General features: G+C 71.8%; 18 protein-coding genes, 1 tRNA gene and 1 pseudogene. 8 read left to right on the top strand and 12 right to left on the bottom strand.

Translation table 11 applies throughout. The features are described 5' to 3' along the window. The first annotated feature begins 34 nt into the window (after nt 1-34). Nucleotides 35-892 (top strand): trans-aconitate 2-methyltransferase, encoded by an 858-nt coding sequence (locus ACIBKX_RS36190; RefSeq protein WP_363270061.1) that lies wholly within the window; start codon nt 35-37, stop codon nt 890-892. Next, nucleotides 892-1,248, top strand: a pseudogene (locus tag ACIBKX_RS36185) (VOC family protein); the annotation flags it as partial. The gene ACIBKX_RS36190 and the pseudogene ACIBKX_RS36185, both read left to right, overlap by 1 nt. 70 nt (nt 1,249-1,318) lie before the next feature. Here the strand turns inward: ACIBKX_RS36185 and ppc are convergent. Then, entirely contained in the window at nt 1,319-4,051 is a 2,733-nt protein-coding gene (ppc, locus tag ACIBKX_RS36180) for a phosphoenolpyruvate carboxylase (protein WP_363270063.1), read from the bottom strand. Nucleotides 4,052-4,339: 288 nt separating this feature from the next. Between ppc and ACIBKX_RS36175 the strand changes: the two genes are divergently transcribed. Together ACIBKX_RS36175 and ACIBKX_RS36170 are read left to right on the top strand one after the other, a co-directional pair. Then, nucleotides 4,340-5,344, top strand: coding sequence for a fatty acid desaturase (locus tag ACIBKX_RS36175; RefSeq protein WP_363270064.1), 1,005 nt, complete (start codon nt 4,340-4,342; stop codon nt 5,342-5,344). Continuing rightward, on the top strand, nt 5,341-6,036 hold the full coding sequence (locus tag ACIBKX_RS36170; protein WP_363270065.1) for a TetR/AcrR family transcriptional regulator: 696 nt from the start codon (nt 5,341-5,343) through the stop codon (nt 6,034-6,036). Before ACIBKX_RS36175 ends, ACIBKX_RS36170 begins: the two co-directional genes overlap by 4 nt. Before the next feature lie 8 nt (nt 6,037-6,044). Here the strand turns inward: ACIBKX_RS36170 and ACIBKX_RS36165 are convergent, their stop codons facing one another. The 6 genes from ACIBKX_RS36165 to ACIBKX_RS36140 form a co-directional block, all read right to left on the bottom strand. Continuing rightward, nucleotides 6,045-6,524: a hypothetical protein gene (locus ACIBKX_RS36165; protein ID WP_363270066.1), complete on the bottom strand. Its 480-nt coding sequence runs from the start codon at nt 6,522-6,524 to the stop codon at nt 6,045-6,047. A 55-nt stretch (nt 6,525-6,579) separates the two neighbouring features. Continuing rightward, the gene (gene pth / locus ACIBKX_RS36160) at nt 6,580-7,182 is read right to left on the bottom strand and encodes an aminoacyl-tRNA hydrolase (protein ID WP_363270067.1); all 603 of its coding nucleotides are present in this window, start codon (nt 7,180-7,182) and stop codon (nt 6,580-6,582) included. A gap of 86 nt (nt 7,183-7,268) precedes the next feature. Then, nucleotides 7,269-7,862, bottom strand: a complete 594-nt coding sequence (locus tag ACIBKX_RS36155) for a 50S ribosomal protein L25/general stress protein Ctc (RefSeq protein ID WP_363270068.1) — start codon at nt 7,860-7,862, stop codon at nt 7,269-7,271. Between the two features lie 225 nt (nt 7,863-8,087). Continuing rightward, nucleotides 8,088-9,065 carry a ribose-phosphate diphosphokinase gene (locus tag ACIBKX_RS36150; RefSeq protein ID WP_266866016.1) on the bottom strand — a complete coding sequence of 326 codons (978 nt, stop codon included), beginning with the start codon at nt 9,063-9,065 and terminating at the stop codon, nt 8,088-8,090. A gap of 115 nt (nt 9,066-9,180) precedes the next feature. Then, nucleotides 9,181-10,638 carry a bifunctional UDP-N-acetylglucosamine diphosphorylase/glucosamine-1-phosphate N-acetyltransferase GlmU gene (gene glmU / locus ACIBKX_RS36145; protein ID WP_363270069.1) on the bottom strand — a complete coding sequence of 486 codons (1,458 nt, stop codon included), beginning with the start codon at nt 10,636-10,638 and terminating at the stop codon, nt 9,181-9,183. 118 nt (nt 10,639-10,756) lie between these two features. Next, a tRNA-Gln gene (locus ACIBKX_RS36140) sits at nt 10,757-10,828 on the bottom strand. Nucleotides 10,829-11,103: 275 nt separating this feature from the next. Between ACIBKX_RS36140 and ACIBKX_RS36135 the strand changes: the two genes are divergently transcribed. Further along, nucleotides 11,104-12,432 carry a histidine kinase gene (locus ACIBKX_RS36135; protein WP_363270070.1) on the top strand — a complete coding sequence of 443 codons (1,329 nt, stop codon included), beginning with the start codon at nt 11,104-11,106 and terminating at the stop codon, nt 12,430-12,432. 39 nt (nt 12,433-12,471) lie between these two features. On the opposite strand, the gene ACIBKX_RS36130 is transcribed toward ACIBKX_RS36135, so the two are convergent. Next, nucleotides 12,472-12,984, bottom strand: coding sequence for an SUKH-3 domain-containing protein (locus ACIBKX_RS36130; RefSeq protein WP_363270071.1), 513 nt, complete (start codon nt 12,982-12,984; stop codon nt 12,472-12,474). Between the two features lie 35 nt (nt 12,985-13,019). Next, entirely contained in the window at nt 13,020-13,577 is a 558-nt protein-coding gene (locus tag ACIBKX_RS36125; protein ID WP_363270072.1) for a YwqJ-related putative deaminase, read from the bottom strand. A gap of 307 nt (nt 13,578-13,884) precedes the next feature. Here ACIBKX_RS36125 and ACIBKX_RS36120 point away from each other — a divergent pair, with 307 nt between their 5' ends. The 3 genes from ACIBKX_RS36120 to ACIBKX_RS36110 all read left to right on the top strand — a co-directional run bounded on the left by ACIBKX_RS36120 (nt 13,885) and on the right by ACIBKX_RS36110 (nt 18,781). Continuing rightward, a complete protein-coding gene (locus ACIBKX_RS36120; RefSeq protein ID WP_363270073.1) occupies nt 13,885-14,871 on the top strand; it encodes an SMI1/KNR4 family protein in 987 nt (328 codons plus the stop codon). 7 nt (nt 14,872-14,878) lie between these two features. Further along, nucleotides 14,879-17,626 (top strand): SUKH-4 family immunity protein, encoded by a 2,748-nt coding sequence (locus ACIBKX_RS36115; RefSeq protein ID WP_363270074.1) that lies wholly within the window; start codon nt 14,879-14,881, stop codon nt 17,624-17,626. A gap of 255 nt (nt 17,627-17,881) precedes the next feature. After that, complete coding sequence (locus ACIBKX_RS36110) at nt 17,882-18,781, top strand: cellulose-binding protein (RefSeq protein WP_363270075.1); 900 nt, start codon at nt 17,882-17,884, stop codon at nt 18,779-18,781. A gap of 150 nt (nt 18,782-18,931) precedes the next feature. Here ACIBKX_RS36110 and ACIBKX_RS36105 read toward each other — a convergent pair whose 3' ends face one another. From ACIBKX_RS36105 to ACIBKX_RS36095, 3 genes are all read right to left on the bottom strand, one after another. Beyond that, on the bottom strand, nt 18,932-20,548 hold the full coding sequence (locus ACIBKX_RS36105) for a cation acetate symporter (protein WP_363270076.1): 1,617 nt from the start codon (nt 20,546-20,548) through the stop codon (nt 18,932-18,934). Further along, nucleotides 20,545-20,985: a DUF485 domain-containing protein gene (locus tag ACIBKX_RS36100; protein WP_363270077.1), complete on the bottom strand. Its 441-nt coding sequence runs from the start codon at nt 20,983-20,985 to the stop codon at nt 20,545-20,547. Before ACIBKX_RS36100 ends, ACIBKX_RS36105 begins: the two co-directional genes overlap by 4 nt. A gap of 123 nt (nt 20,986-21,108) precedes the next feature. Then, complete coding sequence (locus ACIBKX_RS36095) at nt 21,109-22,602, bottom strand: MFS transporter (RefSeq protein WP_399377039.1); 1,494 nt, start codon at nt 22,600-22,602, stop codon at nt 21,109-21,111. Nucleotides 22,603-22,771: the final 169 nt, after the last annotated feature.

Raw genomic sequence — 22,771 nt, 5'->3', positions numbered from 1 at the left:
ACGTCGAGGTACGTGACTTCAGGAGGCCAAGCCGATGCCCGCAGCCGCCCACACCCCTGCCGCCGCAGCCGCTCCCACCTGGGATCCGGCCCAGTATCTGCGCCATGCGGGACACCGGGCCCGCCCCTTCGTGGACCTCCTGGCCCGCGTCCCCGAACTCCCTTCCCCCGACGGCCGCCCACCCCGCATCGCCGACCTCGGCTGCGGCCCCGGCAATGTCACGTGCCTGCTCGCCGACCGGTGGCCCGCCGCGCACATCACGGGATACGACAACTCGGCACAGATGCTGGAGCGGGCGGAAGGCCTGGCCGGACCCACGGGAGGCGGCGGACGCCTCGACTTCGCGGCGGCGGACGCGGCGAACTGGGCGCCGCCCGAGGGGACGTACGACCTGATCCTCTCCAACGCGACCCTGCAGTGGGTGCCCGGCCACCCGGACTCCTTCCCCGCCTGGACCGCCGCGCTCACCCCCGGCGGCGTCCTCGCCTTCCAGGTCCCCGGCAACTTCGACGCCCCCAGCCATGTCCTGATGCGGGAGCTGAGCGAGTCCGCGCGCTGGCGCTCCCGCCTCGGCGAGGTCCTGCGCCACGCGGACGCGGTGCTCTCGCCGGCGGCCTACCTGGAGCGCCTGGTGGCCCTCGGCTGCGAGGTGGACGCCTGGGAGACGACGTACCTGCACCTCCTCAAGGGCGCGGACCCGGTTCTCGACTGGGTGAAGGGCACGGGCCTGCGCCCGGTCCTGACGGCCCTCGCGGACGACCCGGAGGCCCGCGACGCCTTCCTCTCCGAATACGCCGGACTCCTGCGCACGGCCTACCCGGCCGGCCCCGCGGGCACGGTCTTCCCCTTCCGCAGGGTGTTCGCGGTGGCCCGGAAGGGGGCCGGAGCCTGATGCTGGCGGCCGTCGACCACGTACAACTGGCCGCCCCACCGGGCAGCGAGCCGCAGCTGCGGGCCTACTACACCGACGTACTCGGCATGACGGAGCTACCCAAGCCCCCGGCCCTCGCGGCGCGCGGCGGCTGCTGGTTCCGGGCGGGCGCCGTCGAACTGCACCTGGGCATCGAGCCCGGCTTCCGTCCGGCGCTGAAGGCGCACCCGGGGCTGCGGGTGCGGGACATCGAGGCGTACGCCGAGCGGCTCGCCTCGCGCGGTGCGGACGTCGAGTGGGACGACGCGCTGCCGGGGCGGCGGCGGTTCTACTCCAGTGATCCGGTGGGCAACCGGCTGGAGTTCCTGGAGGCGGTGGCGCACACGGCGAAGGCGCCCGCCCCCTCGGGTCGTGCCCGACGGGGAACAGGCGCCTTCGGCAGAAACGTCAGCCAGTGTTTCGCAGACCGGCCGCCACGCCGTTGACGGTCAGCAGCAGCGCACGGCCGAGCAGCGGATCGGGCTCCTCGCCCGCCGCGGCCGCGTCCCGCTGCCGCTTCAGGAGCGCCACCTGGAGGTACGAGATCGGGTCCAGGTAGGCGTCGCGGATGCCGAACGTCTGCTGGAGCTCCGGCTGGGAGTCGAGCAGTTCCTCGCCGCCGGTGATCCGCAGGACCTCCTGCACCGTCAGCGCGTGCTCGGCCTCGATGACGTCGAAGACGTGCTTCAACTCGTCGGGGACGAGCGTGTCCACGTAGTGCCGGGCGATCCGCAGGTCCGTCTTGGCCAGCGTCATCTCCACGTTCGAGATGAAGTTCTTGAAGAAGTGCCAGTGCTCCTGCATCTCGGTGAGCACCGTTTCCAGGCCCGCCTCGCGCAGCGCCTTCAGGCCCGACCCGACCCCGAACCAGCCCGGCACGATCTGCCGCGACTGGGTCCAGCCGAAGACCCACGGGATGGCCCGCAGACCGTCGAGCGAGACGCCCGAGCCGGGGCGGCGGGCGGGCCGGGAGCCGAGGTGCAGGTCGGCGAGCTGGTCGACCGGCGTCGACGCGAGGAAGTATGTCGGCAGGTCAGGGTCCTCGACCAGCCTGCGGTACGCGGAGTGCGCGGCGTCCGAGACGACGTCCATGGCGGCGTCCCAGCGGGCGAGCGCCTCGTCCGACTGGCGGGGAGCGGTGTGCAGGGCGGAGGCCTGGAGCGTGGCCGCGACCGTCAGTTCGAGGTTCTCGCGGGCCAGGGACGGCACCAGATACTTGTCGGAGATGACCTCGCCCTGCTCGGTCACCTTGATCTCGCCCTCCAGCGTGCCCCACGGCTGGGCGAGGATCGCGTCGTGGGACGGACCGCCACCGCGGCCGACCGTTCCGCCGCGGCCGTGGAAGAGCCGGAGCCGGACCCCGTAGCGGTGCGCGACGTCACGCAACCTGCGCTGGGCGCGGTGGATCTCCCACTGCGAGGTCGTGATGCCGCCGAACTTGGAGGAGTCCGAGTAGCCGAGCATGACCTCCTGGACGTCGCCGCGCAGCGCGACGAGCCGGCGGTAGGACGGGTCGGCCAGCATCTCGTCGAGGATGACGTCGGCGGCGCGCAGCTCGTCCGTGGTCTCCAGGAGCGGCACGATGCCGATCTTCGCCCAGCCCGCGTGCAGGTCGATGAGACCGGCCTCGCGGGCCAGCACGGCAGCCGCGAAGACATCGTCGGCACCCTGGCACATCGAGATGATGTACGACTCGATGACCTCGGGCCCGAAGACTTCCAGGGCCTTCTTGACGGTGAGGAACACCCCGAGCGTCTTCTCGCCCGCCGCGTCCACCGGCGCCGGGGACGGGCCGAGCGGGCGCCGCGAGCGCAGCTCCTTCGCGAGCAGCTTCTGCCGGTACTCGCGCGGCATGTCCGCGTACCGCCAGGACTCCTCGCCGAGCCGGTCGAAGAGCTGGCCGAGCGCGTGGTGGTGGGCGTCCGCGTGCTCGCGTACGTCCATGGTCGCCAGCTGGAGACCGAAGGCCGCGAGCGTACGGATCGTGCGGTTCATCCGGCCGTCCGCGAACAGACCGCCCTTGTGCTCGCGCAGGGAGGTCTGGACGAGGGTGAGGTCGTGCAGCAGCTCGCCGGTGCCGAGGTAGTCGCGGCCCGGCTCATGGGCGGTGCCGCGCGCCAGGCGCTCCTTGGTGTTCTCCAGCTTCTGCCGGATGCAGGTGGCCTTGAGGCGGTACGGCTCCTCCGCGTTGAGCCGCTTGTAGCGCGGGCTGATCTCGGGCAGCCGCTCCAGGTCGCACTGGAGGGAGGCCTTCAGCTCCTCGGTGGCTCCGGTGTAGCGGATGGAGTTGGAGAGGAAGCCGCGCAGCTCGTCGATCATGTCGAGCGCGTCGTTGATGCCGTGCTCGTGCTGGAGGATCAGGACGTCCCAGGTGACCTGCGGGGTCACGTTCGGGTTGCCGTCGCGGTCGCCGCCGATCCAGGTGCCGAAGGTCAGCGGCCGGGTGCCCTCGGGCAGCTCCACGCCGACTCGCTCCAGCTCGGCCGTCAGGTCTTCGAGTACGTCACCGACGGCGCCGGAGTGCAGCTCGTCCAGGTAGTAGATGGCGTTGCGGGCCTCGTCGGCGGGCTCCGGGCGGACCACGCGCAGCTCGTCGGTCTGCCACACCAGGTCGATGTTCTCGGCCAGCCGGGTGTCGTGGCGGCGCCGGTCGGACTCGATGACCGGCGTCTCGAGCAGCTCGGCGACGCGGCGCAGCTTGTTCAGGACCGACCGGCGGGCGGCCTCGGTGGGGTGCGCGGTGAAGACGGGCCGCACATTGAGGTGCTGCACGGTCTGGCGCAGGTGCTCGGGGTCGGCGTCCTTGAGGCGGTCCGCGGTACGGGCGAGGAGCCCGCCCTCGGCGGCCCGGCGGGCGCGCAGCTCACGGCCTCGGTGGACCTGCTCGGTCACGTTCGCCAGATGGAAGTACGTGGAGAAGGCGCGGACCAGCTTGGCGGCGGTCTCCAGTTCCGTACCGCCGAGGAGGCGGGCGGCGGCCTCGCCGTCCTCGCGGGTCAGGCGGCGGACCTTCTCGACCAGTTCGAGGAGCTCGGGACCCTCCTGACGTACGAGGGTCTCGCCCAGCAGGTCGCCGAGGCGGCGGATGTCGGCACGCAGCTCGGTGCTGGCGCTGGTCGTCTGGTCGTCGGCACTGCTCACAGGTGCGGCTCCTTGCAGTGTTGAAGCACGTCAGGTCTGGGAGGGGTCCCCGCTCGGATAGGAATCCGGGTTCCGGGGGAGATAAAGAGCGGACCGCGCTGTCCGACCGTTTCCAAGGATAAGTGTCACCTCGCGGCACGGGCTCACGGCCTCTTGCCGCCAGGTCCCGCACTGCCATACTTACGACGCCGTAGGTTACGGGACCGTAGAAAACGCGGGTGTCCGTGACTGTGCGCCCGTCGCACCCGCGCTGTAACCCTCACCCTCGACCCCACAGGGGACGTGCCCATGACCACATCTTCCGATGCGTACTCCGACACCGATGTGATCGAAGACGCTCCGCCGGCGGCTCCGGACGCCGCCCCGATGCCCTCGGCGACGCTGGGCGGTGAGCAGAAGCGGTCACTCGAACAGATCACGCTGCTCCTGTTCATCGTCGTGCCGTTCCTGGCCCTGGTCGCGGCGGTGCCGCTGGTCTGGGGCTGGGGCGTGAGCTGGCTGGACCTCGGTCTGCTGGTCTTCATGTACTACCTGGGGTGCCACGGCATCACGATCGGGTTCCACCGCTACTTCACGCACGGCTCCTTCAAGGCGAAGCGTCCGCTGCGGATCGCGCTGGCCGTGGCGGGGTCGATGGCGGTGGAGGGGCCCCTGGTCCGCTGGGTCGCCGACCACCGCAAGCACCACAAGTTCTCGGACGCGGAGGGCGACCCGCACTCCCCGTGGCGCTTCGGCGAGACCGTCCCCGCCCTGATGAAGGGCCTGTGGTGGGCGCACATCGGCTGGATGTTCGACGAGGAGCAGACGCCGCAGGAGAAGTACGCACCGGATCTGATCAAGGACCCGGCGATCCGCCGGATCTCCCGCCAGTTCCTGCTCTGGACGATCGTCTCGCTGGCGATCCCGCCGCTGGTGGGCGGTCTGGTGACGATGTCCTGGTGGGGCGCGGCGACGGCGTTCTTCTGGGGTTCGCTGGTCCGCGTGGCGCTGCTGCACCACGTCACGTGGTCGATCAACTCGATCTGCCACGCGGTGGGCAAGCGCCCCTTCAAGTCCCGCGACCGCTCGGGCAACGTGTGGTGGCTGGCCGTCCTCTCGTGCGGTGAGTCCTGGCACAACCTGCACCACGCGGACCCGACGTCGGCGCGGCACGGCGTGATGAAGGGCCAGCTGGACTCGTCGGCGCGGATCATCCGCTGGTGCGAGCAATTGGGCTGGGCGACGGACGTGCGCTGGCCCTCCGCGTCCCGTATCGAGTCCCGCCGGAAGCCGAAGACCGTCGGCCCGGCATGATTGACGACGTGGCGACCGACTCCAGCAGCTCAGGCACTTCCAGCTCTTCCGGCAAGGAGAAGCAGCCCCGGCGTGCGCGCCGCACCCGGATGACGGGTGCCGAGCGCCGGGAGCAGCTGCTGGACATCGGGCGCACCCTCTTCGCCGCCAAGGGCTTCGAGGGCACGTCGGTGGAGGAGATCGCCGCGAAGGCGGGCGTCTCCAAGCCGGTCGTGTACGAGCACTTCGGCGGCAAGGAGGGGCTGTACGCGGTGGTGGTCGACCGCGAGATGCGGGCGCTGCTCGACATGGTGACGGGCGCGCTGACGGCGGGCCATCCGAGGGAGTTGCTGGAGCAGGCCGCGTTCGCCCTCCTCGACTACATCGAGACGTACACGGACGGCTTCCGCATCCTGGTCCGCGACTCCCCGGTGGCGCAGTCGACAGGCACGTTCGCGTCCCTCATCTCCGACATCGCGACGCAGGTCGAGGACATCCTCGGCCAGGAGTTCAAGACCCGGGGCTTCGACCAGAAGCTGGCCCCGCTGTACGCACAGGCGCTGGTGGGCATGGTCGCGCTCACGGGCCAGTGGTGGCTGGACGTCCGCAAGCCGAAGAAGGCGGAGGTCGCGGCGCACCTGGTGAACCTGGCGTGGCACGGCCTGGACGGGCTCGAGCCGAAGCCGCGGCTGATAGGGCACAGGAAGAGCTAGGACGGGTCCTAGCCGCTGCCCGGGCGCTGGAACGTCAGGGACGCGTACGACGCCGTCAGCAGGGCGCCGCCGGTCAGGGCCAGGGCCCAGGCCGTGCGGCGCAGGCGCAGCCCGCCGGCGACCACCACCGCGGCCAGGAGCAGCGCGCCGCCCAGCGGGAGCCAGGCGTGCAGGAAGCCGGGGCCGCCCGCGCGGACGACCTCCGTGGTGCCCGGCTTCACCGCCACCGGGATCCGCGCACCCTTCTTCTCCGCGATGGAGCGGTCGATCACCACCCGCTCACGCGGCTTCGAGCCGGCCGATCCGGGAACGTACGACCCCACGCACTCGTCGGCGTCGCAGCGCGAGATCCGCATCGTCCCGCGCTCCCGCTCACCCGTGAGCATCACATGCTGCGCGGTGCCCCAGGACGCCCAGACCCCGGCGACCAGCAGCAGCACCGCGAGCCCGCCCATCGCCGTACGACGTCCGAGAAGCAGCGCGTTCATGGCGGCGATCCTTGGCCATATGACTGCGCTCAGTCAACACTCGCAGGGGCGGTGCTCAGGAGTTGTACGAACTCTGCGCCCGCTCCAGACCGTCGATGACCAGCGCCTCCACCGCGTCGGCCGCCCGGTCCACGAAGTAGTCGAGCTCCTTGCGCTCCGTCGACGAGAAGTCCTTCAGGACGAAGTCGGCCACCTGCATCCGGCCCGGCGGACGGCCGATGCCGAACCGCACCCGGTGGTAGTCCGGGCCCATCGCCTTCGTCATCGACTTCAGACCGTTGTGGCCGTTGTCGCCGCCGCCCAGCTTCAGCCGCAGCGTCCCGTAGTCGATGTCCAGCTCGTCGTGGACCGTCACGATGTTCGCCGTCGGCACCTTGTAGAAGTCCCGCAGCGCCGTCACCGGGGCACCCGAGACGTTCATGTACGACATCGGCTTCGCCAGGACCACCCGGCGGTTCGCCGGACCGACGGGACCGATCCGGCCCTCCAGGACCTGCGCCTGCGCGCGGCCCGCCCGCTTGAACGTGCCGCCGATCCGGTCGGCGAGCAGGTCGGCCACCATGAAGCCCACGTTGTGCCGGTTCATCGCGTAACCGGGACCTGGATTGCCCAGACCCACGATCAGATAGGGGGCGCCGGGATCCGTCGTCATCTGCATGTCTCCTTCATAGCTCAACCGCCGCCCCGCGCAGGAGCGCGGGACGGCGGTTGTCAGTCGGGCTCGGTCGAGCGCCGGGCTGAGGCTCAGGCCTCGGCGGCCTCGTCGCCCTCGCCCTCGGCGGCCTCGGAGGCCTCCTCGGCCTGCGCGGCCAGGACCTGAAGGACGACGGCGTCGTCCTCGACGGCCAGGGTGGTGCCGGCGGGCAGCGTGATGTCCTTGGCGAGGACGGTGGCACCGGCCTCGAGACCGGCGACGGAGACGGTGACCGACTCCGGGATGTGGGTGGCCTCGGCCTCGACCGGCAGCGCGTTCAGGACGTGCTCGAGCAGGTTGCCGCCCGGGGCCAGCTCGCCCTCGGTGTGGACCGGGACCTCGACGTTGACCTTCTCGCCGCGGCGGACGAGCAGCAGGTCGACGTGCTCCAGGAAGCCCTTGATGGCGTCGCGCTGGACGGCCTTCGGGATGACCAGCTCGGGCTTGCCCGCGACGTCGATGGCGAGCAGCACGTTGGACTGGCGAAGGGCCAGGTTCAGCTCGTGGCCGGGAAGGGTGATGTGGGCCGGCTCGTTGCCGTGGCCGTAGACGACCGCGGGAACCTTGTTCTCGCGGCGGATGCGGCGGGCGGCGCCCTTGCCGAACTCGGTGCGGGCCTCAGCGGCGAGCTTGATCTCAGCCATGACTACTCCTCGTAGGTCAGGTCAATCGATGAAGGGGGTCCCCCTGCTCCTGAAGAGCTCGGGGACGGTCACCCGGCCATACGACTACTGGCCTGCTACGAAGAGCGCGTCGATAACGGACCGCCGTACACACCCCGTATCCGGAATGAGAACGGCCTCCCTCGCCGAGCAACTCGCACAGTCTACTCGGCGGGGAGGCCGCACCCAAAAGGATCTTTACGAGCGCTACGCCTGCTCGTCGAAGAGGCTCGTCACCGAACCGTCCTCGAAGACCTCGCGCACCGCGTTCGCGATCGTCGGCGCGATCGAGAGCACCGTGATCTTGTCGAGCTCCAGGTCGCCCGGGTCGGGCAGGGTGTCCGTGAAGACGAACTCGCTCACCTTGGAGTTCTTCAGACGGTCCGCGGCCGGGCCGGACAGCACGCCGTGCGTGGCCGTCACGATGACGTCCTCCGCGCCGTGCGCGAACAGGGCGTCTGCGGCGGCGCAGATCGTGCCACCGGTGTCGATCATGTCGTCGACCAGGACGCAGACGCGGCCCTTCACGTCACCGACGACCTCGTGCACGGTGACCTGGTTGGCGACGTCCTTGTCGCGGCGCTTGTGCACGATCGCCAGCGGCGCGCCGAGGCGGTCGCACCAGCGGTCGGCGACGCGCACGCGGCCGGCGTCCGGGGAGACCACGGTCAGCTTCGAGCGGTCGACCTTCGCGCCCACGTAGTCCGCGAGGACCGGCAGGGCGAAGAGGTGGTCGACCGGGCCGTCGAAGAAGCCCTGGATCTGGTCCGTGTGCAGGTCGACCGTGAGGATGCGGTCCGCGCCCGCGGTCTTCATCAGGTCGGCGACCAGCCGGGCCGAGATCGGCTCGCGGCCACGGTGCTTCTTGTCCTGACGGGCGTACCCGTAGAACGGCACGATGACGGTGATGGAGCGGGCCGACGCGCGCTTCAGCGCGTCGATCATGATGAGCTGCTCCATGATCCACTTGTTGATCGGAGCGGTGTGGCTCTGGATCAAGAAGCAGTCGGCGCCGCGGGCCGACTCCTGGTAGCGGACGTAGATCTCGCCGTTGGCGAAATCGAAGGCCTTCGTCGGCACGATGCCGACACCCAGCTTGTGTGCGACCTCCTCGGCCAACTCGGGGTGGGCGCGGCCGGAGAAGAGCATCAACTTCTTCTCGCCGGTCGTCTTGATCCCGGTCACAGCACTGTCTCCTCAGAGAGTTCGTCCCGCTGCCGTACTCACGCGTCCCGGTGCGTCGAGTCGGCCGATGTGTGCACCTATCACGGTACGCCGTGTCAGACGCACCTGTTTCCGGTCAGCTTGCGCTGTCCGGACTCTTGGGGTCCCGGGACGCCGCCTCCGCCGCCTTCGCGGCCGCGCTCCCCGGACGCTTACGGGCCACCCAGCCCTGGATATTCCGTTGCTGGCCCCGCGCGACGGCCAGCGAACCGGCCGGCACATCCTTCGTGATCACGGACCCGGCGGCGGTGTACGCGCCGTCCCCGATGGTGACAGGAGCCACAAACATGTTGTCCGAACCGGTCCGGCAGTGCGACCCCACCGTCGTGTGGTGCTTCGCCTCGCCGTCGTAGTTCACGAAGACGCTCGCGGCGCCGATGTTGGAGCACTCGCCGATCGTCGCGTCGCCCACGTACGACAGGTGCGGCACCTTCGAGCCGTCGCCGATCGTCGCGTTCTTCATCTCCACATACGTACCCGCCTTGGCCTTCACCCCAAGCCGGGTGCCCGGCCGCAGATACGCGTACGGACCGACGCTCGCCCGCTCCCCGACCTCGGCGCTGACCGCGACGGTGTTGTCGACCCGGGCCCCGGCGCCGACCCGCACGTCCGTGAGACGGGTGTTGGGGCCGACCTCGGCGCCCTCCCCGAGGTGCGTGGCGCCCTGCAGCTGCGTACCGGGGTGCACGAGCGCGTCCTGCTCGTACGTCACCGTCGCGTCGATCCACGTCGACGCGGGGTCGACGACCGTGACGCCGGCCAGCATCGCCTCGGTGAGCAGGCGGTCGTTCAACGTGCGCCGGGCCGCGGCCAGTTGTACGCGGTTGTTGATCCCGGCGATCTCCTCGTGATCGGCGGTGACGGAGGCGCCGACCCGGTGCCCCGCCTCCCGCAGGATCCCGAGCACATCCGTCAGGTACTCCTCGCCCTGGCTGTTGTCCGTGCGGACCTTGCCGAGCGCGTCCGCGAGCAGCGCGCCGTCGAAGGCGAAGACGCCGGAGTTGATCTCCCGGATGGCGCGCTGCGCGTCCGTGGCGTCCTTGTGCTCGACGATGGCGGTCACGGCGCCGCTCTCGCCGTCCCGCACGATGCGGCCGTACCCGGTCGCGTCCGGCACCTCGGCGGTCAGGACGGTGACGGCGTTCCCGTCGGCGGAGTGCGTGGCGGCCAGCGCCTGCAGCGTCGCGCCGGTCAGCAGCGGGGTGTCGCCGCACACGACGATGACGGTCCCGTCCACGGAACCGCCGAGCTCCTCGAGCGCGATCCGGACGGCGTGCCCGGTCCCCTTCTGCTCGCTCTGATAGGCCGTACGCACGTCGGGCGCGATGCCCCCGAGGTGCTCGACGACCTTCTCGCGCGCGAACCCGACGACGGTGACGAGCCGCTCGGGGCTCAGCGCGTACGCGGCCTGGAGCACATGCCCGATCAGGGACCGTCCGCAGATCTCGTGCAGGACCTTGGGGGTGGCCGACTTCATACGGGTGCCCTCACCCGCTGCGAGGACGACGACGGCTGCCGGGCTGTTGGCGCTCACAAGGGTGCCCTTCGGCTTCGAAAGTGCGGGGAGTGGACATCCGCAGGATACCGGGGCGTTGTGGGGCGGAAATGAGGGCGGGTCCCGACTGTGACCGTCAGGACCCGAACAGAAGAAGCTCCCCCGCCAGGACTCGAACCCGGACAGATGGCACCAAAAGCCACAGTGCTGCCAATTACACCACGGGGGATGGAAGCGACCGAAACCGGACATTGCGTCAGGTCCTCGGCCGGGCACCCAACACTATGCCGTACGTGACGCCCTCCACGCGACGGTGTAGATCGATGCCTTCCGACCCGTCTCGCGGGGCGCCCGGAATGCAGGATTCCGCTGCGAAATGATCATTGGTTCAGGGGTTCGAGGGATACCGGCAGGTTTCGCTTCTTCTCGAACGACGCGTGTGTTGGATCACCGCACGGGAAACTCGCCGGAAAAGGAGGGCTTCGCGCCCGTAGGCTGGAAGGCATGACCACGACGGGGGAGAGCCACGCGGCGGCCGTGACCGGGCCGTGGTGGTGGGAGCGGCGGCGCAGTGCCGTGCTTGATGTGGGGCTCGCGCTGGCCTCGGCCGCCGAGTGCGGGGCCGAGGGGATCACGTTCGCGGGGGACACGGGGATTCCGGTGCCGGTGGGGGTCGGCTTCGGGGTCGTCGCCGGGTCGGCGCTGGTGCTGCGGCGGCGGTGGCCGATCGCCGTGGTGCTCATCTCGATCGGGATCACTCCCGCGCAGATGGGCATTCTGCTGACCATCGTGGGGCTCTACTCGCTCGCCGCTTCCGAGCTGCCCCGGCGGATCATCGGGTCCCTCGCCGGGATGTCGCTCCTCGGGACGCTGATCGTCACGCTGGTGCGGACGCGGCAGGACATGGCGAGCGGGGATCTGGCGTTCGCCGAGGGGTTCATACCCTTTATCGCGATTACGACTTCCATTGGGGTTACCGCCCCGCCGATCCTGCTAGGCCTGTACGTGGGAGCCCGGCGGCGGCTCATGGAGAGCCTCCGGGAGCGTGCCGACAGCCTGGAGCGGGAGTTGCAGCTGCTCGCCGAGCGGGCCGAGGAGCGGGCCGAGTGGGCCCGGAACGAGGAGCGGACGCGGATCGCCCGTGAGATGCATGACGTCGTCGCCCATCGGGTGAGTCTGATGGTCGTGCACGCGGCCGCCCTCCAGGCCGTGGCCCGGAAAGATCCCGAGAAGGCCGTCAAGAACGCCGCCCTCGTCGGTGACATGGGACGCCAGGCGCTGACCGAGCTGCGGGAGATGCTCGGGGTCCTGCGGACCAAAGAGTCCAAGGCGACCAAAGCGACGGCCACCGCATCGGTGGCGGCCTCCGACGCCGTGCCGCTCGCCGCCGTGGGGTTCGCCGCTGCTGCCGCCGCCTCGCGTGCGGTGGACGAGGACGGGCCGTGCCTGGCCGAGCTGGACGAGCTGGTGGGGCAGTCCCGTGCCGCGGGGATGGCGGTCGATCTGTCGGTGGAGGGCGAGACGCGCGCGTACGCCGCCGAGGTCGAGCAGACGGCGTACCGAGTGGTCCAGGAAGCGCTGACCAACGTCCACAAGCACGCGGCCGGAGCGAAGACGTACGTCCGGCTCGCGCACCGCGGCGCGGAGATCGCGATGCAGGTGGAGAACGAGCCGCCGCCGGAGGCGGGCCCCGCCGACGCGCGGCTGCCGAGCGGCGGCAACGGCCTGGTGGGCATGAAGGAGCGGGTCACCGCTCTGGGGGGTGTGTTTGTGTCGGGGCCGACGGACGCGGGCGGGTTCCGGGTCTCCGCGGTACTGCCGGCGGGGGCGTAGTTTCGGCTGTGCCGCCGGCCGGGGCCGCCGCGTAAGCCGTCAGACCGCCCTGAGGCGTTCCGGCCGCGCGCCCGACAGCAGCGTGTCCAGGGCCTGGTCGATGTGCGCGCCGAGGTACCAGTCGCCGCTGTGGTCCAGGGAGTACAAGCGCCCCTCCGCGTCGATCGCCAGCAGCGCCTGCGTCTCGCTCTCCTCCCCGATCGGGCAGACCTCCGTGTCGAGCGCCCGGCCCAGGTCCCCGAGGGTGCGCGCCATGTGCAGCCCGTACAACGGGTCGAGATGCATGGTGGCCGGGGCTATCTGCCGCCCGGGGCCCTGCGGGGTGATGTGCAGTCCGCCGAACTCCGCCCAGGCCTCGACGGCCGCCGGGAAGACGGTGTGCCGGTGCCCCGCCGGCGAGATGTGCTCGCGCAGGACGTCGGCCCAGATCTCGGCCTGCTTTATGTCCCAGCGTCCCGGCGTCCAGCCCGCCGCGCGCAGGGCGGCGTCGACGGGGACGGAGAAGCGGGGGGACGCGGCGGCGGGAGCGGTGTGCTGCTGTTCGGTGTGCATGGGCCCTCTTGCGGTAGCGCGGCTCGGTGGGGGGGTCAGGCTTCGGCGGTGGTCGGGTCCACGACTCGTACGCCGAAGTGCGCCGTGAGCGCGGTGCAGGAGCGGCAGGGGCGGGCGAAGCCGCCGTGCAGGGGGTCGCCGTCCTCGCGGATGCGGCGGGTGGTGAGCTTGGCGTGCTTGAGGGCCTTGCGGGCCTCGCCGTTGGTCATCGGTTTTCGCGCCGCGCGTTTGGAGCGGCTGCCGTCGGCGGCCGTGAGGTGCCGGGAGATGAGGATCGCCTCGGCGCACCGCCCGGTGAAGCGTTCCCGCTGGCCGCTGGTGAGGGTGTCGAGGAAGTCCTGCACGAGCGGGTGAAGGGCGGGCGGCTCCTCGCCGCGCCCCGCGGTGCAGGTGAGGGTGGCGCCGCGCACGGAGAGCGCGGCGGCGACGGTGGGCAGGATGCCGTCGCGGCGCTGGCGCAGGGCGGGCGCGTGCGCGGAGGTGCTGCTCCAGCCGACGCGGGGGTCGCCCGAGCCGGTGGTGTTCGCCCCGGTCGCGGCGGCCGCCGTCGTGGACGGTGTGTGGCTTGACCGACTGGTTTGTGCCGTGTGCATGGTGGTGCTTCCCTCCCCGCAACCCGCGGTGCGACCGCGTGTGCCACGCCCCCGCGTTGCGGAGACAGCCTGCCAAATGGGGCGGGGGGTGCGGAAGCCGGGCCGCCGCGACACGCCTGGCTTTCGTCGCACGGTGACGGTGCGGTGGCTGCTGGTCATGGAACCGGAGGCCCGGTGACCGGTGTCGTCCTTACGCATAGGCTGTCGACATTCGCAGTACGCAGAAGCAGTTTGCGGTACGGCGACCCGCAGTACCGCAGAACAGTGATCCGCAGAACCATTAACAGTGCCGCAGGGGGCAACCGCCATGACGACAGGTCGGCTGGGGCAGCAGACCGCGCCGCCGAACGCGGCCTACGCCGGGCAGGTCGTGCATTTCCCGGACCCGGTCCGGGCCTCGCGCCATCCCAGAGGTGTGCGCGTGGACGAGCACGGCTACCCGGACTTCTCGTCCTACGCGCGCGCCGCGGCCGAGATCGCCGAGCCCCCGGAGGGCTTCGGCGTCGACGAGCTGCGGCTCACGGACTATGTCTCCGCGAACGCGGCGCTCGCGGCGTCGGGCCATGACCTGTGGGACACGATCCCGCCGGTGGCGACCCCGCACGGCTGGACCTGGCACCACGTGCCGGGCGGCCGCCGCCTTGAGCTGGTGCCGGTCGAGGTGAAGGCGCTGCTCCGGCATCACGGCGGCATCGCGACGACGGCCGTGGACCACGACAAGAGGGGCACGCGCCCGCTCCAGGAGACCCGTCCCGCGCATCTCGCGCTGCCGAAGTCGGCGGTCGCGGTGAGCGAGCAGCAGGTGCTGGGCGTCGAGGAGGACCTGGGCTACCGGCTGCCGGGTGCCTACCGCTCGTTCCTGAAGGCGGCGGGCGGCTGCGCGCCGGTCGGCGCCGCGCTCGACGCGGAGCTGGGCCTCCTCGTTGACCAGCCGTTCTTCACGGTGCGGGACGAGGCCGCGGTCAACGACCTGGTGTACGTGAACAAGTGTCTGCGCGACCATCTCACCAAGGACTACTTGGGAGTCGGCTTCGTGCAGGGCGGGCTGCTCGCCGTGAAGGTCAAGGGCGACCGGATCGGTTCGGTGTGGTTCTGCGCGTACGACGACGCGCGCGACGTCTCGGAGGCGGCCGGCTGGCAGCCCGCCGAGCGGGTGGAGCGGCTGCTGCTGCCGTGCGGCGACGATTTCGACGCGTTCTTGTCCCGGCTCGCGGGGAACCCGCCGGAGCTGGAGACCGTGGCGAACCTGATGGTGGACGGCGGCTTCGCGCAGGCCGTTCCGGTGGGGGAGTGACTTGGCGATGGTGACCTTCGCGCAGGCGCAGGAGCGCGCCGAGGAATGGATCAACGGCGACGTGCCCGGCTATCAGCACCGTGAGGTGCGGGTCCGGGAGTTCGACCTCGGCTTCGTGGTGTGGGCGGAGGACCGGGAGAACGGTCCGGTCTCCGACGGCGGCCGGCAGCGGCTCGTCATCGCCCGCGACAGCGGCGAGGCCACGCTCTGGCCGGGGCTCCCGGTCGGTGAGGTGATTCGCCGGTACGAGGAGGAGTACGGCGTCGTGGACGCGGCGCCGGAGGATCCCGCGCCAACGCCGCCGGAGCGGGTGGACCTGAATCAGACGTCGTTCCTGTTGAGCCCTCCGGAGTGGCTCCAGGAGGCGGCGGACAAGCTGGGCATCCCGGACCGGCGGTCGGACGCGTCGCAGGGGGCGGGTGCCGCGGCTTCTCCGGCGCCTTCGACTCCTTCGGTCCCGTCGGCTCCCTCGACTCCCTCGGCTCCTGAGGCGCCCGCACCGGCAGCTCCCGCACCGGTCGCGGCGGCGGCTCCCGAGACTCCCGAGGCGCCCGGTGGCGGTACGCCGTGGCCCGCGGCCGGATCGTCGGGTGCGCCCGGCGGTGCCGCTCCGTGGGACGGCACGGACACCAACGGGGCTTCGGGTGACGAGGGTTCGGTGCCCGCGCCCGCGACGGTCTTCGCGCCGCCGCTGGTCGGCGGGGACGCCGACGACACCCCGCCGCCCGGTGTGCCGCCGGAGGCCAAGACCGCACTGATGCACGGCGGCAGCGCGCTGCCGTCGACGACGGTCGCGCCCGCGCTGGACGTGCCGGGCGCGGGTGTGCCGGGTGCGCCCGCAGCTCCCGCCGCTCCGGGGCCGAACCTGCCGCCGCCGCCCGCCGGTGCGGCCGTCAACATGCCGCCGCCTCCGGGTGCGGCCGTGCCCGACGCGTCCGCGTACGGCTATCCGCAGGGTCCCGCTCCGGCGGCTCCCGGTGTGTCGGCTCCGGGTGCGGGTGACATCGCCGACGCCGCGACCAGCAAGGCGGAGGCGCCGCCGCGTTCCGCGCGGGGCAGCGGTGCGGGTACGCCGCCGCCTCCGAGCGCGCCGGGTACTCCCGGTGCGGCTCCGGGGAGTACGCCGCCGCCGTCGGGGCCCGGTGCTCCGGGTACGCCCGCGGGCGGTTACGTCCCGACGCAGCTGGTGTCGGCGCTGGGTCCGGACGGGCCTCAGCCGCCTGCGGCTCCGGGTGCGCCTGCGGCTCCGGGTGCTCCTGGTGCGCCGGGTGCCCCGCAGCCTCCGGGTGCTCCCGGTACGCCGGGTACGCCGCCCGGTGGGGTGCACCACGCCGCGACGATGCTGGCCGACCCGAGCCTGGGCGGTCCCGGCGGGATCAAGCCGCCGGGTGCCCCTGGTGCTCCTGGTGCGCCGCAGCCGCCCGGTCCTCCTGGTGCTCCTGGTGCTCCCGGAGCGCCGGGTGCCCCGCAGCCTCCCGGCCCGCCCGGTACGCCGGGTACGCCGCCCGGTGGCGTGCACCACGCCGCGACGATGCTGGCCGACCCGAGCCTGGGCGGTCCCGGCGGGATCAAGCCGCCGGGTGCCCCCGGTGCTCCCGGTGCCGGCACCCCCGGCACCCCGCCCCCCGGCGGCGGTGTCCACCACGCCGCGACGATGCTGGCGGGACCCGCGGTCGGCGGCCCCGGTGCGCCGTTGCCGCCTCCGCAGGGCCCCGGCGCTCCCGGCATGCCGCCGCCCGCGCCGGGTCAGCCGTACGGCTATCCGCAGCCGCCCACCGGTCAGCCGACCGTCGGCCCCGGCTACCAGGCCGTGCTCCGCTACCGCGCGCAGGACGGCTCCGAGCAGCAGCTCATCCGCCGCTCGGCGCCCGGTACGCCGCACCCGGAGTGGCAGATCCTGCACGAGCTGCGCGGCATGAACGTGCCGCCGCAGCAGGTGCTCGAACTCCACACCGAGCTGGAGTCCTGCGAGCTGCCGGGTGCGTACTGCGCCCGGATGATCCGTGAGACGTGGCCGCAGGCGCGGATCACGTCCATCGCCCCGTACGGCACGGACCATGCGTCGCGCCAGGGCGGCATGCAGCAACTCCTGGCCCACCAGGGCGAGTTGCACCAGGTCGCGGACGGTCCGGCGCGCCCCGCGCCGGTGCGCGCGCCGCTGCCGCAGGTGCAGCCCGCGCCGCCGATCCCGCCGGAGGGCGTCGCGCAGGAGCTGGCGGGCGCGTTCGGGCCCGGCGTCTTCCGCTTCGACCAGCGCGCGGTGTCGCGGCAGGGCGTGCCGGACATCGTGGCGCACACGCTCGTGGTGGCGGGTCTGCCGGTCGACTTCGGTCCGTTCTTCTGGGCGCAGGCCCAGCCGGGCCGTCCGGTGCCGACGCTTGCCGAGACGGCTCAGGAGCGGGGTGTGCAGCCGGCGTCGGACGCCGGTTCGTACCTCGTCATGGGCAGCGACTTCGGCCGCGCGATCTGCGTCCAGTACGGCACGGCGAACATCGTGGCCGTGCCGGTGGAGGCGGGTCCGGGCGGTGCTCCGGTGCCGCCGCAGTTCGTGAACACGGGCCTGCCCGAGTTCACCCGCTGCCTGGCGCTGCTCGGCCGGATGTGGCGACTCCGCTTCGGCCTCAACCAGGAGCAGGCTGGTCGCTGGACGGTCGACTTCCAGAGCCAGCTCGCCGCGCTCGACCCGGCGGCGCTCGCGTCCCCGGAGAGCTGGTGGTCCGTCCTCCTCGAGCAGATGTGGGACGGCCTGCTCTGAACGAAGCCCCGCCAGGGGCACCGCAGGAACCACCGAGGCGCCCGACCCGCGACAAGGGTCGGGCGCCTCGTCCGTATGCCCCGGCGGCCCACTGGGCCCCGTATCGGAACCGATTCCGACTTCTGTCACCAAATGACGCATCCTTGAACGGATGAGATGCGCGGAGTGTCGCGTTATGAGCGCTTCCGCTTGATCCATCAAGATGTGCGCCAATCGCGCAGTGCGCGCGGGGTGCGGTGGAGAGGGGATTCAAGGATGAGCAGCGGTGCAACGGCGTCGCCGTACGGCTTCGTCGGCGTACGCGGACGCGGCTACCGTCCCGAGCAGGTGGACGCGTACGCCTCCGGCCTGTCCCGGGAACGCGACGACGCGTGGGAGCGCGCGGCGCGGCTCACCGTCCTCGCCAAGGAGATGGAGGCGGAACTCGGCCGGTTGCGGGAGGCGGTCGCGGGCCTCGCCCCGCAGACGTACGAGGAACTGGGCGCACGGGCCCAGCAGATCCTCGCGGTGAGCGAGGCGGAGGCGGCGGAGCTGCGGGCCGGCGCGGAGACGGAGGCCCGCCGGGTGGGCGACGAGTCCGACGCGGCGGCACAAGAGGTCGCCGCGACCGCCCGTGCGTACGCCGACGACCTGCGCGCCGAGGCCGAGGAACGCGCCCGGCAGCGGCTTCTCGCGGCCCGCGCGACGGCCGACGACGCACGCATCGCGGCCCGCCGTGACGTGAAGGAGCGCCGGGGCGAGGCCCTGGCCGCGCTGCGGGACATGCGGCAGCGCAGCGCCACGCTGCTCGCGGACCAGGAGAAGGAGCACGCCGAGCGCCGCGAGGCCGTGGAGCGGGAGATCGCGGCGGCGGTGACGGCGGCGGACGCCCGCGAGGCGCAGCAGGTGGCGGCGGCCGAGGCCCGCCTCTCGGAGGGGAAGCGGGCCTTCGCCGAGGCGGAGGAGTCGGCGCGCCACGGCCAGGAGGACGCGGAGGCACGCGGCGCGGAACTGGTGGCCGAGGCGGTGGTCAAGGAGGAGCGGATCACCCGCGAGACGGAACGGCTGCTGCGGGAGCACGGCGAGGAGTGGGACGAGGTGCGGGCCCACATGGACCACGTACGCACCAGCCTCACGGCCCTGACGGGCCGGGCCCCGGCAGAGGAGACTCCCTGACTCCCCCGCCCACCACCCCCACCGCCGGGCATGATCCTCGCCTCCGCTCGCACCGCCGCCTGGGCGGCGCATTGGCCGTGCGAGGAATTGCTGTCGTGCGCGAGGCGCTGTGGAACGCCCAGGCTCTGTCCGGCCCACCCGCCCACCCGCTTACCCCCGCTTGATCCCCGCCAGGATCCACCCCTCCACCGCCTCGTACCGCTTGCGCTGTTGCTCCGATTCGCTGCGGCCCGACGACACCGTGCCCAGCCAGCCCAGGAGGAAGCCGAGGGGGATGGAGGCGATGCCTGTCGTCGTGAACGGGAACCAGTTGAAGTCCAGGTCCGGGAAGGCCGAAGTCGGGGAGCCCGAGACCAGGTTGGTGCCCGTCATCAGGATCGTGGAGCCGAGCGTGCCGCCGATCAGGGTCCACAGCAGGCCCCTGCGGGTGTAGCGGCGCCAGAAGAGGCTGTAGACCAGGGCGGGGGCCAGGGCCGATGCGCCCAGGCAGAAGGAGAGGGTGACCAGGGGCTGCAGATTGCGGTGCTGGACCAGGACCGCCAGGAAGATCGCCAGGCCTCCCACGGCGAACGCCGCGACGCGGGCCAGCGTCATTTCGCGGCGTGGGGTCATGCCCTGCGCGCGGTGCGCGAAGACGTCGTGCGCAAGGGAGTTGGCGCAGGCCAGGATCATTCCCGCCACCGAGGCGAGCAGGGTCAGGAAGATCGCCGTGGTGACCGTCGTGAAGATCAGGGTCTCGGCCGTGGAGGGGTCCGCGCCGAACACCGCCTTCGCGCTCAGCAGGTACGCCGTATTGCCCTGCTGGTCCGCCTGCGCGATCGGCTCCCTGCCGATCATCGCCGTCGCCCCGAAGCCGACGACGGAGATGATGAGCACGAACAGGGCCACCGACGAAACCGCCCAGGACATCGAGCGGCGTATCTCGGGGGCGCTGCGCGCCGTGTACATGCGCATCGTCACATGGGGCAGGCAGGCGCCGCCCAGTACCACCGTCAGCTCCGAACTGATCATGTCCAGGCGGGGGTTGGGGCCGCCCGCGAACTGCAGTCCGGACTGGAGGTAGGCGGGGCCGATGCCGCTGCCGCGCTCGGCGGCGGCCAGCAGGGCGCCCAGGTCCCAGTCGAAGCGGTTCAGGATCAGCGCGGCGACGACCAGGCCGGAGCCGAGCAGGATCACGATCTTCAGGATCTGGATGAGGGCGGTGCCCTTCATGCCGCCGATCGCCGCGTAGCTGATCATCAGCGCGCCGAGCGCGATGACGCATCCCGTCTTCAGGCCCTCGCTGGAGAACCCGAGGATGAAGGAGAGCAGATCGCCCGCTCCCGCCAGCTGCACCAGCATCAGCGGGAGGAGCGCGGCCAGCGTCGCCGCGCACGCCGTCATCCGTACGGCGCGGCCCGGCATCCTGCGGGCCAGCACGTCGCCCATGGTGAACTGCCCCGCGTTGCGCAGGGGTTCGGCCAGCAGGAACATCAGGAGCATCAGGGACAGTGCCGTGCTCAGGGCCAGTACGACACCGTCGTGCCCGAGCAGGGCGATGACGCCGCTCGTGCCGAGCACGGTCCCCGCCGAGATGTAGTCGCCGGCGATGGCCAGGCCGTTGCGCATCGGCGAGAGCGCGCCGTAGCCGGTGTAGAACTCGCCCAGGTCGTCGCGGTCGGGGCCGGTCAGTACGCAGAGCAGCAGCGTGAGTGTGACGACCGCGGTGAAGGCCACCAGGGACATGGCCTGCGCGGAGTCCGTGGCGAGCACGGTCGGCGGGGTCATCGGTTCGCCTCCAACTCGGCCAGCCTGCGCAGCCGTTCGGAGAGCGGGTCGAGGCGGCGGCGCGCCGTGTACTCGTACAGCGCTATGGCCAGGAGCGTGACCGGCAGTTGGCACAGGCCCAGCAGCAGGCCCGTGGAGAGGCCGCCCGTGACGGTGCTCGTCATGAAGGACGGTGCGAAGGCGGAGAGGACCAGGAAGAGGGTGAAGTAGCCGAGCGCGGTGAGGGTGGCGACGCGGCGCTGCCGACGGTAGGCGCCGCGGAGGTGGCGCAGGTCGCTGTGGCGGCCGAGCGCCGGGTGCCGCAGCCGGGGGCGTGCGGGCGGCGGGGGCGGCGGTGCGACGGGCTGCCAGGGGTACGTGGGGTAGGAGGGGGACGATTCGTGCGGGGGGAGGTGGGGGTGGTGGGCGTGGTGGTGAGGGTGGTGAGGGTGCGTCATCCCGGTTCTCCTTGCGCGGCGTCGGTCCGGTGCGGGACCGCAGGAAAGCGAGAGGTGAGAGCCGAGCACGTTACTTGCAAGTAGGCGGGCTGCGAAGGGTTTTGGGCATACTGGTTGGTCGGTCTATTCGGCCGGTTTATTCACGGGCCGTTCACGCGGGGTCGGTCCGGTATTTTCCCCGCTCTCCGGGCCCTTCTCGCCGATTACCGGAAAGCGCCGGGGTGCGAGGAAGAGCAGCACCAGCAAGGCGATCACCGCCGCGCAACCCGCCCCCACGTACACCGTGTCCACCGCCGTGGCGACCGCGCGGCGCAGCCGGTCGGGGTCGGCGACGGACGCCGGGTCCTCCAGGGCGTGCGCGACGGAGTCCAGCGAGCCCGCGCCGCCGAGCCGCGAGCTGAGCACCGCGTTGGCCAGCGCGCCGAAGAGCGCGGCGCCCAGCGTCTGGCCGATCTGCCGGCAGAAGAGGACCGACGCGGTCGCCGTGCCCCGCTCCGACCAGCCGACGGTCGACTGGACCCCGACGATCAGCGGCAGTTGGAAGAGGCCGAGCGCCGCGCCGAGGAGCAGCATGATCAGCGCCGGCTGCCAGGCCTGGCCCGGATAGGGCAGGAAGGGGAAGGCGAAGAGGAGCAGCGCGGCCGCGCTGATGCCGATGGCCGCGGTGTTGCGGAAGCCGAGCCTGCGGTACACGTGCTGGCTCAGGGCGGCCGACACCGGCCAGCTCAGCGTCATCACGGAGAGCACGAACCCGGCGGCGATCGGCGCGAGGCCGAGCACGGACTGGGCGTACGTGGGCAGGAAGACGGTCGGCGCGACCATCAGCAGGCCCAGCGCCCCGAGCGCGAGATTGACCGCCGCGATGGTGCGCCGCCGCCAGACCCAGCCCGGCAGGATCGGTTCGGCCGCCCGCCGCTCGACGACCACCACGGTCGCCGCGAGCACGAGCCCCGCGGCGAACAGCGCGAGCGAGGGCGCGGAGAGCCAGCCCCAGGCGACGCCGCCCTGCACGAGTGCGGTGAGCAGGACGCCGCCGCAGGCGAAGACGGCGAGCGCGCCCGCCCAGTCGATGCGGCCGCGGGCGGTGGCCGCCGCACGCTCCGGCTCGTGCAGGTGCCGCACGATCAGCCACAGGGCGACCGCCCCGATGGGCAGATTGATCAGGAAGATCCAGCGCCAGTCGGCGTACGCGGCGATGAGGCCGCCGAGCGCGGGGCCCGCGATCGCCGAGGAGGCCCACACGGTGGACAACTTGGCCTGGATCTTGGGGCGTTCCTTCAGCGGATAGAGGTCGGCGGCCAGCGTCTGCACCGTGCCCTGGAGCGCGCCGCCGCCCAGGCCCTGTACGACGCGGAAGGCGATCAGCGCCGCCATGTTCCACGCCATCGCGCACAGCGCGGAGCCGATCAGGAAGAGGATGCTGCCCGCGATGAGGACGGGCTTGCGGCCGAAGGTGTCGGAGAGCTTGCCGTAGATCGGCAGCGTGACGGTGACCGCGAGCAGATAGCCGGAGAAGAGCCAGGAGAAGACGGAGAATCCGCCGAGGTCGCCGACGATCTGCGGGATGGCGGTCGAGACGATGGTGGAGTCCAGGGCGGCGAGCGCCATGGCGAGCATGAGCGCGGCGACGACGGGGCCGCGGCGCCGTATGTGTTCGCTGCTCGCACCGTCCGCTGCCGCGCTTGCACCGTCCGCTGCCACCGAGATTCCTTCCCCCTGCACCTATTTGCTTCGGGCCACCTTCTCACCCGGAGTGCGGCCAGGGCAGGGGGTGGAGGTCATATCG

The sequence above is a fragment of the Streptomyces sp. NPDC050658 genome (assembly GCF_044457025.1).
GTDB lineage: Bacteria > Actinomycetota > Actinomycetes > Streptomycetales > Streptomycetaceae > Streptomyces.
Note: the sequence above shows the minus strand (reverse complement) of the source record. Positions and strands in the feature narration are given on the sequence as shown.